General features: G+C 68.5%; 14 protein-coding genes. 1 reads left to right on the top strand and 13 read right to left on the bottom strand.

The genetic code is table 11. The features are described from left to right. From dapF to SPF06_RS07430, 7 genes are all read right to left on the bottom strand, one after another. Nucleotides 1–945, bottom strand: coding sequence for a diaminopimelate epimerase (dapF, locus tag SPF06_RS07400; RefSeq protein ID WP_323278383.1), 945 nt, complete (start codon nucleotides 943–945; stop codon nucleotides 1–3). Continuing rightward, a complete protein-coding gene (gene miaA, locus SPF06_RS07405; RefSeq protein ID WP_323278384.1) occupies nucleotides 942–1,847 on the bottom strand; it encodes a tRNA (adenosine(37)-N6)-dimethylallyltransferase MiaA in 906 nt (301 codons plus the stop codon). The genes dapF and miaA overlap by 4 nt, the downstream gene beginning before the upstream one ends. Before the next feature lie 2 nt (nucleotides 1,848–1,849). Further along, nucleotides 1,850–3,304 (bottom strand): tRNA (N6-isopentenyl adenosine(37)-C2)-methylthiotransferase MiaB, encoded by a 1,455-nt coding sequence (gene miaB, locus SPF06_RS07410; protein WP_428985731.1) that lies wholly within the window; start codon nucleotides 3,302–3,304, stop codon nucleotides 1,850–1,852. Between the two features lie 94 nt (nucleotides 3,305–3,398). After that, complete coding sequence (locus tag SPF06_RS07415; protein WP_323278386.1) at nucleotides 3,399–4,595, bottom strand: aggregation-promoting factor C-terminal-like domain-containing protein; 1,197 nt, start codon at nucleotides 4,593–4,595, stop codon at nucleotides 3,399–3,401. Between the two features lie 76 nt (nucleotides 4,596–4,671). Further along, nucleotides 4,672–5,178 carry a regulatory protein RecX gene (locus SPF06_RS07420; protein WP_323278387.1) on the bottom strand — a complete coding sequence of 169 codons (507 nt, stop codon included), beginning with the start codon at nucleotides 5,176–5,178 and terminating at the stop codon, nucleotides 4,672–4,674. Beyond that, nucleotides 5,175–6,221, bottom strand: a complete 1,047-nt coding sequence (gene recA / locus SPF06_RS07425) for a recombinase RecA (protein ID WP_323278388.1) — start codon at nucleotides 6,219–6,221, stop codon at nucleotides 5,175–5,177. The genes SPF06_RS07420 and recA overlap by 4 nt, the downstream gene beginning before the upstream one ends. Nucleotides 6,222–6,405: 184 nt before the next feature. Next, nucleotides 6,406–6,627, bottom strand: a complete 222-nt coding sequence (locus SPF06_RS07430) for a DUF3046 domain-containing protein (protein ID WP_323278389.1) — start codon at nucleotides 6,625–6,627, stop codon at nucleotides 6,406–6,408. Between the two features lie 33 nt (nucleotides 6,628–6,660). Between SPF06_RS07430 and SPF06_RS07435 the strand changes: the two genes are divergently transcribed. Continuing rightward, nucleotides 6,661–7,191 carry a MarR family winged helix-turn-helix transcriptional regulator gene (locus SPF06_RS07435; RefSeq protein WP_323278390.1) on the top strand — a complete coding sequence of 177 codons (531 nt, stop codon included), beginning with the start codon at nucleotides 6,661–6,663 and terminating at the stop codon, nucleotides 7,189–7,191. Nucleotides 7,192–7,215: 24 nt separating this feature from the next. Here the strand turns inward: SPF06_RS07435 and SPF06_RS07440 are convergent, their stop codons facing one another. From SPF06_RS07440 to dapA, 6 genes are all read right to left on the bottom strand, one after another. Next, nucleotides 7,216–7,623, bottom strand: coding sequence for a helix-turn-helix domain-containing protein (locus tag SPF06_RS07440; RefSeq protein ID WP_323278391.1), 408 nt, complete (start codon nucleotides 7,621–7,623; stop codon nucleotides 7,216–7,218). A gap of 160 nt (nucleotides 7,624–7,783) precedes the next feature. Next, entirely contained in the window at nucleotides 7,784–8,245 is a 462-nt protein-coding gene (locus SPF06_RS07445) for a CinA family protein (protein ID WP_323278392.1), read from the bottom strand. A gap of 29 nt (nucleotides 8,246–8,274) precedes the next feature. Beyond that, a complete protein-coding gene (gene pgsA, locus SPF06_RS07450) occupies nucleotides 8,275–8,859 on the bottom strand; it encodes a CDP-diacylglycerol--glycerol-3-phosphate 3-phosphatidyltransferase (RefSeq protein WP_323278393.1) in 585 nt (194 codons plus the stop codon). Nucleotides 8,860–8,868: 9 nt separating this feature from the next. Further along, a complete protein-coding gene (locus tag SPF06_RS07455; protein WP_323278394.1) occupies nucleotides 8,869–11,754 on the bottom strand; it encodes an FtsK/SpoIIIE family DNA translocase in 2,886 nt (961 codons plus the stop codon). 80 nt (nucleotides 11,755–11,834) lie between these two features. Next, the gene (locus SPF06_RS07460; protein WP_323278395.1) at nucleotides 11,835–13,526 is read right to left on the bottom strand and encodes a ribonuclease J; all 1,692 of its coding nucleotides are present in this window, start codon (nucleotides 13,524–13,526) and stop codon (nucleotides 11,835–11,837) included. Nucleotides 13,527–13,570: 44 nt separating this feature from the next. After that, nucleotides 13,571–14,479, bottom strand: a complete 909-nt coding sequence (gene dapA / locus SPF06_RS07465) for a 4-hydroxy-tetrahydrodipicolinate synthase (RefSeq protein WP_323278396.1) — start codon at nucleotides 14,477–14,479, stop codon at nucleotides 13,571–13,573. Nucleotides 14,480–14,487 lie beyond the last annotated feature (8 nt).

Here is a 14,487-nt window from a genome sequence, read left to right on the forward strand (position 1 = left end):
TCAGCCGAGCGTGCCGTGCGCGACGATGACGGCCGGGCCGCTCAGCTCGACGTGCTCGGCCCCATCGGCGCCTGGCACGAAGGCGACGCCGACAGCCCCCCCGGGGACGCGGACGTTCCAGCGGTCCGGCGCCCCCGCGCCGGCCCAGTGCCGGATCGCGACGGCGACCGCGCACGCGCCCGTGCCGCAGGACTGCGTCTCACCCACGCCCCGCTCGTGCACGCGCATCGACACGGTTCCCACGCCGTCGCGGACAAGCGGCTCGGCCGGGACGACGAACTCGACGTTGGTCCCGTGCGGCGGAATCGGATCGACGCTCGGCGCCGTGAAGAGCCGCAGCTCGGAGAGCTCGGCGTCCTCCGCGAGCGCGACGACCGTGTGGGGGTTCCCCATGCTCACGCTCAGCGCGGGACGCGCGACGTCGAGGCCGTCGGCGGTGACGAGAGAATCGCCGGCGTCGGCCTCCGCCTGAGCGGGGAAGATGAACTCCCACGGCCCCATGTCCACGGCGAAACCGTCCTCGCGCCGCTCGACGCGCTTGATGCCCGCGCGCGTTCCGATGGGCAAGACCTGCCCCGGCTCGAGCCCGACGAGCCCCTGGTCGAGGAGGAACGCGACAAACACGCGCACGCCGTTGCCGCACATTTCGGACACCGAGCCGTCCGCGTTGCGATAGTCCATGAACCATTCGGCCGTGCCGTCTTCTGCCAGGATGGCCTCCCCTTCCGGCACGTGCCGGGAGCGGACGGCGCGGATGAGCCCGTCGGCACCGATGCCGAGGTGCCGGTCGCAGAGCGCGGCGGCCTGCGCGGCGCTCACATCGACGCGGCCGTCCGGGTCGGCGACGAGGACGAAGTCATTCCCCGTGCCGTGGCCCTTGGCGAACGCGAGACCTGCGAGGTGGGCGAGCGGGCTGTCGGCAAGGTCGGTCACGGGGACGGTCATGCCTCAAGGATACCGAGCGCGGCGGGGACAACGTCTGGATGCAGGGCGTCGACCCAGTGCACCCGGGGATCCCCGCGGAACCACGTCACCTGTCGCCGCGCGAACTGCCGGGTCGCGACGGTGGTCTCCTCGATGGCCTGCTCGACGGTCGACTCGCCGTCGAGCACGCGGAGGAATTGAGCGTAGCCCAAGGCGCGGGAAGCCGTCTTCCCGTCGCGGAGCCCAGCGGCGTCGAGCGTGCGCACCTCGTCGGGCAGGCCGGCGTCGACCATGCGGCGCACGCGCCGCGCGAGCCGCCCGTGAAGCTCCGCACGCTCCATGTCGAGGCCGATCTGGATGGCAGGCTGCACGTACTCGCGGCGCGGCATGAAGGCGCTGAAGGGCCTGCCCGTGACCTCAAGGACCTCGAGGGCCCGGACAATGCGCCGCGCGTCGTGGACTTTCGCGGCCGACACCGGATCGGCATCGGCGAGCCGGCGCGCGAGCACGTCCAGGCCGTCCCGTTCGCACTCGGCCTCAAGCCTCGCCCGCACGGCCGGATCCGTGCCGGGGAAATCGAGGACGTCGAGCGCCGCACGGACGTAGAGCCCGGATCCGCCCGCCAGGATCGGGCGGTGTCCGCGGGCGCGGATGTCCGCGATCGCCGTGCGCGCCGCCGTCTGGAAGGCCGAGACGCTCGCCTCCTCGCGGACGTCGAGGATGTCCAGCAGGTGGTGGGGGACGCCGCGGCGCTCCTCGGGCGTGAGCTTTGCCGTGCCGATGTCCATGCCCCGGTAGAACTGCATCGAGTCGGTGTTGACGACCTCGCCGCCGAGGGCCAGCGCCAGTTCGACCGCGAGGTCCGACTTTCCCGTGCCGGTGGGACCGACGACGGCGACGATCGGCGGAGACTCGCGCAGCAAGGTCAGACCGCGCGGACCGGCAGCGTCGGCATGCCGAGGCGCACCGAGGCCTTCGAGGCCGCGGCGACGCCCGAAGTCGGCACCCCGCAGGACTCGGCCTGCGCTCGGTCCCACGCATCGCCCGCGCGGGTGCGGCGCACGGAGTACGCTCCCGGCTCCTCGGCGCGAGGATCCGCGATGAGGTGATGCGGCGCGGCATCGGTCACGGCGAGCGTCACGAGGTCGCCGGGGCGTGGCTCCTCGCCGCCCGCCGGCACGCTGAAGTGCACGAGGCGATGGTCCTTGGCGCGGCCGGACAGCCGATGGGTCTCACCCGCCTTGCGGCCGCTCTGCGCCGTCACGAGCAGCTCAACTTCACGCCCGATCTGCCGCGCGTTCTCCTCGCCGGAGATACGCTCCTGAAGGGCGATGAGGCGTTCATACCGCTCTTGCACGACCGCCTTGGGCAGCTGGTCGGCCATGTCCGCGGCCGGCGTGCCCGGCCGCTTCGAGTATTGGAACGTGAAGGCGCTCGAGAAGCGGGCGCGTTCGACGACGTCGAGCGTCGCCTCGAAGTCCTCCTCGGTCTCGCCGGGGAAGCCGACGATGATGTCCGTCGTGATGGCCGCGTCGGGAATCTGCTCGCGCACCCTGTCGAGGATTCCGAGGAATTTCGCCGAGCGGTACGAGCGCCGCATCGCGCGCAAGAGCCGATCTGACCCGGATTGAAGGGGCATGTGGAGCTGCGGCATGACGTTCGGCGTCTCCGCCATCGCGTCGATGACGTCATCGGTGAACGCGGCGGGGTGCGGGCTCGTGAAGCGCACACGCTCAAGGCCCTTGATCTCGCCGCACGCCCGCAAGAGCTTGCCGAAGGCGAGCCGGTCCCCGAACTCGACGCCATACGAGTTGACGTTCTGGCCGAGCAGGGTGACCTCGATCGCCCCGTCGTCGACGAGCGCCTGAACCTCGGCGAGGACGTCGCCCGGCCGGCGGTCACGCTCCTTGCCCCGCAGGCTCGGGACGATGCAGAACGTGCACGTGTTGTTGCAGCCCACCGAGATGGAGACCCACCCGCTGTAGACCGAATCGCGCTTGGTCGGAAGCGTCGAGGGGAACACTTCGAGCGATTCGAGGATCTCGAGCTGCGCCTCGTGGTTGTGGCGCGAGCGCTCGAGGAGCGCGGGGAGAGCACCGACGTTGTGGGTCCCGAACACGGCGTCGACCCAGGGAGCCTTCTCGAGGATGGTCTCGCGGTCCTTCTGCGCGAGACAGCCGCCGACGGCGATCTGCATCCCGGGGTGCCGGTCCTTGACCGGGCGGAGCTGCCCGAGGTTGCCGTAGAGGCGGTTGTCCGCGTTCTCCCGGACGGCGCACGTGTTGAAGACGACGACGTCCGCCTCCGCCCCCTCGGCGACGCGCACATAGCCGGCGGCCTCGAGAAGGCCGGACATCCGTTCGGAGTCGTGGACGTTCATCTGGCAGCCGAAGGTGCGCACCTCATAGCTGCGGGGCTCGTCGATCGTGGAACTCACCCATCAAGGGTACCCGCAGCCGCCGGGATCGGGGCGCTCAGTACCAGCCGATCGCCACTTCGTGCGCCCATGCGTTGCATGGGCTCCCGTAGCGGTCACGGATGTAGCCGAGGCCCCAGTTGATCTGGGTCCTGTAGTTCGTGAGCCAGTCGTTGCCCGCGGAGTAGTACTTGTCGGCGGGGAGGGCCTGCGCGATCCCGTACGCGCCGCTCGACGGATTGGTCGCGTCCGTCATCCAGCTCGACTCCCTCGTCCACAGCTGGAGAAGGCATTGGAACTCGGATCCGCCCCAGCCGTAGCCGCCGATCTGCGACCCTGCGTATGCCTTCGCCCCTGCCGGATCGTTGACGACGGACCCCACGCCGGGACTCACGACCGTCGCGGCCGGAATGATCTGGGCAGCCGCTGCGGCCCGCTCCTTCTGCAGCTGCGCCTGCCGCTGTTTCTCAGCCTGGGCGGCCTGATACGCGGCAAGCGCAGCCTGGCCCGCCTCATACTGCTGCTCGACCGAGACCGACGTGTTCTTGAGGTCGGCGAGCTGGGCCGTGAGCGTGTCCTGTTGCTGCTGCGTCTGGGCGACGACGTCCTGGGCGTGCTTCTGTGCTGCCGCGGCGGCGTCGAAGTCCTGCTTCGCGGCATCCGAGAGCTTCGCGAGTGCGTCCTCGGCCTCGCGGGACTGTGCTTCGGCCGCGTTCGCGTTGTTCGCCGCCGCTTTGTACTGGGCCACCGCCTTGGCCGCTTGGTCGCCGAGAATCTGGAGCGTCCCCAGCCGATCGAGGCCGTCGGACTGCCCGAGAACGGAGAACGCGTCGAGCATGCCCGACGCGCTCCCGCCCGTGTAGGCGGCAGCGGCCACCCTACCGGCCGTCTGCTGGGTCGAGTCTCGCTCCTTGACCCGCTGAGCCGCGACCGCGTGGAGCGCATCGACGACCTTCTGCTGGTCCTTCACGGCCTGGGCGGCCTTCGCATAGGCCGCACCGGCCGCCACCGCTTTCGCCGAGGCATCTGCTGCCGCGGCCTGGACGCCCGCGAGGAGCCCAGTGATCTTGGTCACCTCGGCCTGAGCCGCGTCGACGTTGACCTTCGCCGCCTGCACGTCGTCCCACGAGGGAAATCCGGTGGGCGGCCCGTCATCGGCCATCGCCGTCGTCACGCACGAGCCCAGCACCAGAAGGGTGCTGAGCATCGCCGCGAGGGCGGGTCTGTGCAGGCGAAGTGGCCAGACGCGTCGCATAATGCCTTCGAGTATTGGCCGTCAATACGCTCAGAGTCCACGAGGCACGCGCACGCTGCCGCAATTCACCGGTTTTTCACAGGTTCGAGCCGAGCACCTCCGAGACGATCCGGAACGCGCGTCCCGGCGAGTGGCCCTTTCGCGCGAGCATCCCCACAAGGCGGCGAGTTTCCCGATCGACGGCCGCCCGGTCATCGGCCGGCACGGGCCGCCGTCGTCGTTCGACGAGCTGCCTCGCCGCGTCGTCCTCCTCGTCGTCGCCCACGGTCGCCAAAGCCTCCTCGGCCACGGCACCCGATATCCCCTTGGCCGAAAGCTCTCGGCGCAGGGCCGCCCGCGAGAGAGCCTTGGCGGAGGAGCGGCGGCTCACCCACAGCGATGCGAACTCCGCATCGTCAACGAGGCCGACCTCCTCGAACCTCTCGAGGACAGCATCCGCCACCTGCTCAGGGACGTTGCGCTCCCTCAGCTTGACGGCGAGCTGATGGCGGCTCTTCGGCCCCAACGTGAGCTGGCGGAGGAGGATCGCACGCGCCACCGCCTCCGGATCAGCGTCACGGTCTTCGGGGAGGGGGCTGCTCACTCCCCGTCGACGGCCTTGAGGCGAGGCTCCCCGTCAGCTTCCTTCTTGGCACCCACCCCGAGCTTCTCCTTGATGAGCCGCTCGAGCTCGTCCGCGAGTTCCGGATTGTCCCGAAGGAAGCGACGCGAGTTCTCCATGCCCTGGCCGAGCTGATCGCCGTCGTAAGTGAACCACGAGCCCGACTTCTTGATGATTCCGTGCTCGACGCCCATGTCGATGATCCCGCCTTCGCGCGAGATACCCTGCCCGTAGATGATGTCGAACTCGGCCTGCTTGAAGGGCGGAGCCATCTTGTTCTTGACGATCTTGGCCTTCGTGCGGTTGCCGACGGAGTCAGCCCCCTCCTTGAGGGTCTGGACGCGGCGCACGTCGATGCGGACCGATGCGTAGAACTTCAGCGCCTTGCCACCAGTAGTCGTCTCGGGCGAGCCGAAGAAAACGCCGATCTTCTCGCGGAGCTGGTTGATGAAGATCGCGGTCGTCTTGGTCTGGTTGAGGCGACCCGTGACCTTGCGGAGAGCCTGGCTCATGAGACGCGCCTGGAGGCCCACGTGGCTGTCGCCCATCTCGCCTTCGATTTCGGCGCGCGGAACGAGCGCCGCGACCGAGTCGATGACGATGATGTCGATCGAGCCCGAGCCCACGAGCATGTCCATGATCTCAAGCGCCTGCTCGCCCGTATCAGGCTGCGAGACAAGAAGAGCGTCGGTATCAACACCGAGCTTCGCGGCGTACTCGGGGTCGAGCGCGTGCTCGGCGTCGATGAAGGCTGCAATTCCGCCGTTGCGCTGGGCATTGGCGACGGCATGCAGGGCCACGGTCGTCTTTCCGGAGGATTCCGGGCCATAGATCTCCACAACGCGCCCTCGAGGAAGGCCGCCGATGCCGAGGGCGACATCGAGGGCAATCGAGCCCGTGGGAATCACTTCGATGGGGGCACGGGTGTCATCCCCGAGCCGCATGATCGAGCCCTTGCCGAACTGCTTGTCAATCTGCGCGAGAGCCGCCTCGAGGGCCTTTGCTCGCTCTGGCGATGCCGCCATGGTCCACCTCCGGTCAGGTTGCCGTTCAATCCACTCGCTACGCTACCGAGCCCCACCGACAAAGCACGCTGCATGCTCAGCTATGTGGATGGCTTGGCCAGAAATCGCGAATTCACGTCCTGTTGAGGACAATACATCGAACCGAACACACCTTCGAATAGGGTCGCGGCGTGTCGCGCACGAATCAGCCTTTGAGGGGGCGGTCCCGGCCGAGCCTGCGCTCCGCGGGGACGTCCTGCATGTCGCACACGGCCAGCCACACCTCGCGCGGCGCCCGCCCTGCCTTGAGCGCCTCGTCGGCCGTGCGACCGCCCACGGAGGTCAGCACAAGCGTCGACGCGAGGACGCGCGCGTACGCCGTCCCGAATTCGTCTTCCATGAGTCGCCAGAAGTCACTGTGCCGCACTGATCGATTCTCCCTCACTCCTATGATGGGCACATGCCCACCCCGAGCCAGAGCCCCGAAGAGTTCGACGCGGCCTTCGAAACGATCGAACAGCAGCTGAGCCTCTTCTGGCGCCGCGCCCGGGCCGTTTCCCACGGGATCTCCCGTTCGCTCCACCCCGACATGGAACCTGGGGCCTATGGCCTGCTCATGATCCTCCGTCGCGAAGGGCCCCTGCGGGTCACCGAGCTCGCGGCGCTCATCGGCATCGGGAAGCCGTCCGTGAGCCGCCAGGTGGCGCTCCTCGAGCAGCTCGGCCTCGTCGTCAAGGAAGACGACCCCGACGACCGCCGCGCACAGCGCGTAAGGCTCAGCGACGCCGGCGCGGCCGAAGTCGATGAGCTCAGGCGCCGACGCCTCTCGTTCTTCCGCGACGCCCTCGGATCATGGGACCTCGCCGACCTCTCGCAGCTCGCCGCCTACTTCTCTCGCGTCAACGAAGCCCTTGCCGCCGCAAAGCAGCGTCGGCAGGGCACAACGCCGGAGGGACCGGGCGAAAACCCGGTCCCTCCGGCGAACGAATAATCGGTGGGCGAGGACTGACGCGCCTCAGCTCATGAGCTCGGCCGAGAGGTCCCGGCCATAGCGCTGCGAGAACTCCTGCGGAACCGTGTCAGGCACCGCGATCCCCTCCGCGACGGCCACCCGATCGCTCACTTCGCGAAGCATCGCGGAGAGAGGGACGTCGAGGGCACCGCAGATCGAGGAAAGCAGCTCGGACGAAGCTTCCTTCTGGCCTCGCTCGACTTCGCTCAGATAGCCGAGGGAAACCCGTGCGTTGTGCGAGACTTCACGGAGCGTACGGCCCTGGCGCTGGCGGACGTCACGCAAGACGTCACCAATCTCATGACGCAGAACAACCATCTTGCGCTCCTTCTTCTCTTCAGGGGCGTTTTCAGCCAAGCCCACATCGCGCCAGCGGACTACGCCATTGACGGTTACGGGCTGCTTGACCATGTGAATCAGTGCGCTCCTTGTGGTTGGAGTCCGGCTTCCCGGGCTTCCGTGTGACCCATCCTAGTGGTGCCGCCTGTCACGGCGACACTAACAACAACTCCCATCCACAATTCTTTGTTCCCCCGCGGGCAGCGCTCCGAGCCAAACTCACAGCTGGCTCTCAGCTAACTGCCTCGAGCAGCGCGGCGAGGGCGGCGTCCCGTGCGGCTTCTCTGATCTCGGCGCGAGACCCTGCGAAGCGGTACTCGAGGGCATGCGTCGCGTCCGGCCCCGCCACCCCCACGAAGACGGTTCCGACGGGTTTTCCGTCGTGGGCCTCCGGCCCCGCGACGCCTGTGGTCGAGACGGCGTAGTCGGCCCCGCACGCCGACCGTGCACCCACCGCCATCTCCTGAGCGACCCGCGCGTCGACCGATCCCGCTTCGGCGAGCAGCGCCGTCGACACGCCCAGCAGGCCCGACTTCACGCCGTTGGCATAGCTCACGACGCCCCCGCGCAGCATGGCCGAGGCGCCCGGAACGTCCGCGAGGGTCGCCGCGACGAGGCCCGCCGTGAGCGATTCCGCCGTTGCGACCGTCAGCCCGCGCGAGATGTAGGCGGCGACGACGTCCTGGGCTGTCACTCTGCTCGCACTCCGGTACACGCGCAGCCCTATTCGCCTCGGAGGGATGCCGAGCGGAGCCGCACGGCCTTCACGACGTAGTCGACGCCCGTCGCCACTGTGACGGCGGTCGCCGCGAGCATGATGACGAAGGCCACCGGCTGGAGCGCCGGGACCACGTCCCGGAGTGGCAGGAGGTAGAGGAAGAGCGCAATCGTCTGGAGGACAGTCTTGAGCTTGCCGCCCGGCGAGGCGGGCATCACCCCGTAGCGGATGACGACGAAGCGCAGCGCCGTGATGCCCCACTCGCGCACGAGGATGACAATCGTCATCCACCATGGGAGCTCGCCGAGTGCCGACAGCAGGATGAGCGCCGCGCCGGTCAAGAGCTTGTCCGCGATCGGATCGGCGATCTTGCCGAAGTTGGTGATGAGGTTGCGGCGGCGGGCGATCTGCCCGTCGAGCTGATCGGTGTACATCGCGACCGCGAACGCGAGCAGCGCGAGCCAGCGCAGCGGCCCCTGATGGGAGCCGTCCGCCACCATGAACCAGACGAACACTGGGACGAGGACCATGCGGAACATCGTCAGGACGTTGGGCAAGTTCCAGAGCTGGGACGGCCCCGTGCTAGTCATCGTCCAAGCCTAGCGGCCGGTGAGCTGCCAGGCGTCCTCCCCGCCGTCGTCGTCATCGTCGTAGTAGTCGACCGCCGCCGGACGCGAGTCGAGATCCTTCGCGACGAGGTCCTCGGCGTAGGGCGAGTCGATCGCGTGCTCGCCGAGCTGGTGGTTCGCATTCGCATTGTCGGCCAGCGCCTGGTCGACCGGGTTGCGCGGAGCGGCGGACGACGGCGAGTCCTCGCCACGGAGCGCGGCCAGGACGGCGGGCAGGTCGTCCGGCTTGACGAGGACGTCGCGCGCCTTCGAGCCTTCCGAGGGCCCCACGACGCCGCGGCTCTCAAGCAGGTCCATGAGGCGGCCGGCCTTCGCGAAGCCGACGCGCAGCTTGCGCTGGAGCATCGACGTCGAACCGAACTGCGTCGTCACGACGAGCTCGGTCGCCTGGAGCAGGACTTCGAGATCGTCACCGATCTCCTCGTCGATCTGCTTCTTCTCCGGTTCCGCGGCAACGTCGTCGCGATACGTCACCTGGAGCTGGCCCTTGACGTGCTCGACGACCTGGTGGATCTCCGACTCGGAGACCCACGCGCCCTGCACGCGCATGGGCTTGGACGCTCCCATCGGCAGGAAGAGCGCGTCGCCCTGGCCGATGAGCTTCTCGGCACCGGGCTGGTCGAGCACGACGCGCGAGTCGGTCACCGAGGACGTCGCGAACGCCATGCGGGAGGGCACGTTGGCCTTGATGAGGCCGGTCACGACGTCGACCGACGGCCGCTGCGTCGCGAGGACCAGGTGGATGCCGGCGGCCCGCGCGAGCTGCGTGATGCGCACGATCGAGTCTTCCACGTCGCGCGGCGCCACCATCATGAGGTCCGCGAGCTCGTCGACGATGACCAGAAGGTACGGGTACGGCTTGATCTTCCGCTCGGATCCGGGAGGCGGGACGACCTTCCCGGCCTTGGCGGCCTTGTTGAAGTCGTCGATGTGCTTGAAGCCGTAGTTCGCGAGGTCGTCGTACCGGGCGTCCATCTCGCGCACAACCCATTGGAGGGCCTCGGCAGCCTTCTTCGGATTCGTGATGATGGGCGTGATGAGGTGCGGCACGCCCTCGTACGCCGTGAGCTCGACGCGCTTCGGGTCGACCATGACCATGCGGACCTCGTCTGGCGTCGACCGCATGAGGATCGACGTGATCATCGAGTTCACGAACGAGGACTTGCCCGCGCCGGTCGCGCCGGCCACGAGCATGTGCGGCATTTTGGCGAGGTTCGCGACGACGAAGCCGCCCTCGACGTCCTTGCCGACGCCCATGACCATGGGGTGGTCGGTGCGCCGCGCGTTCTGGCTGCGCAGCACGTCGCCGAGCGAGACCGTCTCGCGGTCCGTGTTCGGGATCTCGATGCCGATCGCGCTCTTGCCCGGGATCGGGCTCAGGATCCGAACGTCGGAGCTCGCGACCGCGTACGCGATGTTCTTGCTGAGCGCGGTGACCTTCTCGACCTTCGTACCCGAGGCAAGCTCGATCTCGTACCGCGTGACCGTCGGCCCTCTGCTGAAACCGGTGACTTCGGCGTCGACATTGAACTGCTGGAGGGTGTTCGTGAGAGCCGCGACGATCGCGTCGTTCGCCTCGGTGCGCTCCTTCGGCACCGTCCCCTGGACGAGGAGCTCGGAGGACGGGAGCGTGTACGTGACGTCGCCCGCAAGCTGGAGCTGCTCCGTGCGCTGCGGAATGGGCGGCGGCGGGGCCATGGGCGGGCGCGGCGCGGAGGGGACGCTCGCGGCGGCAGGCGACGCTGCGCCGTCGGACGCTGCATCGGGAATACCGACTGTGGGGATCGCCTCGGTGGCTGCCTCTGGGCCCTTGCCCGCACGCGCGGCACGGATCTTCTCGATCGCCGCCTCGGCCTGGGAGCGCCCGCCGTTCGGGGCAAGGCCCGCCGAGGAGGCGTCGCCCGATGCGGAGCCGGCAGGCTCCGCGCTGCCGATGACCGCCTGCTCGTACGGCTCGTCTCCCGCGAAGCCCTCGGGGGCTGGCGCGTCGTCGTCCTCGCCGCGCCCGAACAGCCCGCGCTTCTTCTTCGCCTTCTTCTCGCCCTTCGGCTGCTTCGCGGCTTCCGCGGCGCGCCGCTCGGAGTCGTAGAGGTAGCTGCGGTCGTGCCCGTCTCCGTCCTCCCGCGGCAGGTCAACGCCGACGAGCTGGTCCCACGCCGCGCGCAGGCGCCGCGGGATCGCGGTGAACGGGGTCGCTGTGACGATGAGCACGGAGACCACAACGAGGAACGAATAGATCGCCGCCGGCACGGCAGGGTGGATCGAGGCGAGGAGGGAGGACGCGAGGAAGCCCAGCATCCCGCCCGCACGGCGAAGGCCGTCGAAGCCCTGCGCGACCGACGGAAGGCCACCCAGGACGTGGGCGAGGCCAGTCGCCGAGAAGGTCATGACGAGGAAGCCGATGCCGATCCGGTTGTTCCCGCGCTGGTCCTCGGGATGGCGGAAGAGCCGCACCGCGCAGACGAACAGCATGAGCGGGAGCACGAGCGAGACCCAGCCGAACGTCCCGTTCACGACCGCGTAGACGACATCCGGGAGCCAGCCGTGCCAGCCCCACCACGCGAACGTCGCGATGAACACCGCGAGGGCCAGATTGAAGAGGCCCGCGCCGTCGCGGCGAAGGTCGGGGTCGACGTCGCTCACGTCCGTGCCGATCCTCCGCACGCCGGCACCCACCGTGTGGGCGACGGCCTGCCACGCCCCGCCGACGACCCGCGCGAGCCACGGCTGGCCCGAATCGTGGCTCGTCACGGCGGCCGAGCGGCCTGAGGGTCGCTTCGACGCGGGGCCCGGGCCTTTGGCCTGAGCGGACCGGCTGGACGTAGATCGTGGCGCGGAGGAGGTACGGGTCGCCATAATCCCTACCGTAACGCGAGAGGCCGGCGAACCGCGGGATAGCCACGGTTCGCCGGCCTCGAACGACTTGAGCAGGGGCGTCAGGCCTCGAGCACCACCGGGATGATCATCGGGCGACGGCGCAGCTTGCGGCTCACCCACGTGCCGATGACACGACGCACGACCTGCTGAAGCTGGTACGCAGTGTGGTCCGGCTTCGCGAGAATCGCCTCTTCGAGCGCTTCGTTGACCTTCGGGATGATGTCGTCGAACACGGCATCATCCTCGGCGACGCCGCGCGCGTGGATCTCGGGCCCGGAGACGACCTTGCCGGTCGAGCGGTTCACGACCGTGATGACCGAGATGAAGCCCTCGTCGCCGAGGATCCGGCGATCCTTGAGGTCGGCGTCCGTGATCGCGCCGACGCTGCTGCCGTCGACGTACACGAAGCCCACCTCCACCTGGCCCACGATCGTGGCGCGGCCGTTCGCGAGGTCCACCACGGTGCCGTTGTCCGCGAGGATGACGCTGTCCGGCTCCATGCCCGTCTCAAGCGCGAGATTGCCGTTCGCGATCAGATGCCGGGTCTCGCCGTGCACCGGCATCGCGTTGAGCGGTTCGAGGATGTTGTAGCAGTACAGGAGCTCGCCGGCAGCGGCGTGGCCCGAGACGTGCACCTTCGCGTTGCCCTTGTGCACGACGTTCGCGCCGAGCTTGAGGAGGCCGTTGATGACGCGGAAGACCGCGTTCTCGTTGCCGGGGATGAGCGAGGACGCGAGGATCACGGTATCCCCCGGGCCGACCTGGACGCGATGGTCCCCGTTCGCCATGCGGGAGAGCGCCGCCATGGGCTCGCCCTGCGACCCCGTGGACATGAGCACGAGCTGGTGGTCCGGGTAGTCGTCGATGTTCTTGATGTCGACGAGGATGCCGGGCGGGACGTCGAGGTATCCGAGCTTCGACGCGATCGTCATGTTCCGCACCATCGAGCGCCCCACGAAGGCGACCTTGCGGCCATGGTGATGTGCGGCGTCGAGCACTTGCTGCACGCGGTGGACGTGCGACGAGAAGCTCGCCACGATGATCCGCTTGCGGGCCTGGCCGAACAGCCGGTCGAGGACGGGGCCGATCTCCTTCTCCGCCGTCGTGAATCCGGGGACGTCCGCGTTCGTCGAGTCCGCCATGAGAAGGTCCACGCCCTCCTCGCCGAGGCGGGCGAAGTGGCGCAGGTCCGTGATGCGGCCGTCGAGCGGAAGCTGGTCCATCTTGAAGTCGCCCGTGTGGAGAACCGTCCCCCCGGCGGTGCGGATGAACACCGCGAGTGCGTCGGGGATCGAGTGGTTCACGGCGACGAACTCGGTCTGGAAGGGACCGAAGTCGAGGACCTGGCCCTCCTCGACCACCCGCAGGACGGGCGTGATGCGGTGCTCGGCGAGCTTCGCTTCGACGAGGGCGAGCGTGAGCTGGGAGCCCACAAGCGGGATGTCGCGGCGGTGCCGGAGGAGGTACGGCACGGCGCCGATGTGATCCTCGTGGCCATGCGTCAGCACGCAGGCCACGACGTCCTGCATACGGTCTTCGATGTAGGAGAAATCAGGGAGGATAAGATCCACGCCGGGCTGGTTCTCCTCGGGGAAGAGGACTCCGCAGTCGACGATGAGGAGCTTGCCTTCGATCTCGAAGACGGCCATGTTGCGGCCGACCTCGCCCAGTCCCCCGAGGGGCACAATCCGGAGCGTGCCTCGCGGCAGCTTCGGCGGCGTCGTGAGGACCGGGAGGGCAAGTTGGGTCATTTGTTCTTCTTTCTAGGCACAGGCCTTCAGCTAGGCACCGGCCGTCAGGCAAAATCCATTCCGGCTTCTGCCAGATCGGCTCGGATGAGGGCAAGCTCCGCGTCGCTGGGCTCTACGAGCGGCAGACGGACGGTAGAGCTGGGCAGGACTCCCTGCCAGGTGAGAACTTGCTTGGCCGCTACGGCGCCCTGAACGCGGGTCATGATGCCGCGGATCACGGGGTCGAGCTCGAAGTGGATCTTGCGGGCGGCGGCGAAGTCGCCGGCGAGGCCCGCATCCACGAGGGCCCGGAACTGCTTGGTGACGACGTGGGCCGTGACGCTCACGACGCCGAGCGCGCCCGCGGCCATCCACGGCAGCGTGAGGCCGTCGTCGCCCGAGTAGACCGCGAGATCGGTCTTGGCGAGCACGCGCGTGATGGCGCCGAAATCGGCCTTCGCGTCCTTGAGGCCCTTGATGTTCGGATGCTCGGCGAGGCGGATGATGGTCTCGGTCGCGATCGGGATGCCTGAGCGCCCGGGGATGTCGTAGAGCATGACGGGGAGGTCCGTCGACGAGGCGACGGTCTCGAAGTGGGCCTGGACCCCCGCCTGGCTCGGCTTGTTGTAGTACGGCGTCACGATGAGGAGGCCGTCGACGCCGAGCTCCGCCGCACGCCGGGACAGGTTCACCGAATGGCGGGTATCGTTCGTTCCGGTGCCGGCAATGATCTTGGCGCGACCGCCGACGGCCTCAAGCACCACTTTGAACATGCCGAGGTTCTCTTCGTCGGTGAGGGTCGAGGTCTCGCCCGTCGTGCCAGTCACGACCAGGCCGTCGCATCCGTCGTCGACCAGCTTGGCTGCCAGGTGACCCGCCGCGTCGTAGTCGACGTCGCCGTCCTTCGTGAACGGCGTGACCATGGCGGTCAGAAGTGTGCCAAAGGTGTTCGTCCGGATGTCAGAGTCAGCCATGGTCAAAA

It is taken from the genome of Sinomonas terricola, from assembly GCF_034931225.1.
Lineage (GTDB): Bacteria > Actinomycetota > Actinomycetes > Actinomycetales > Micrococcaceae > Sinomonas > Sinomonas terricola.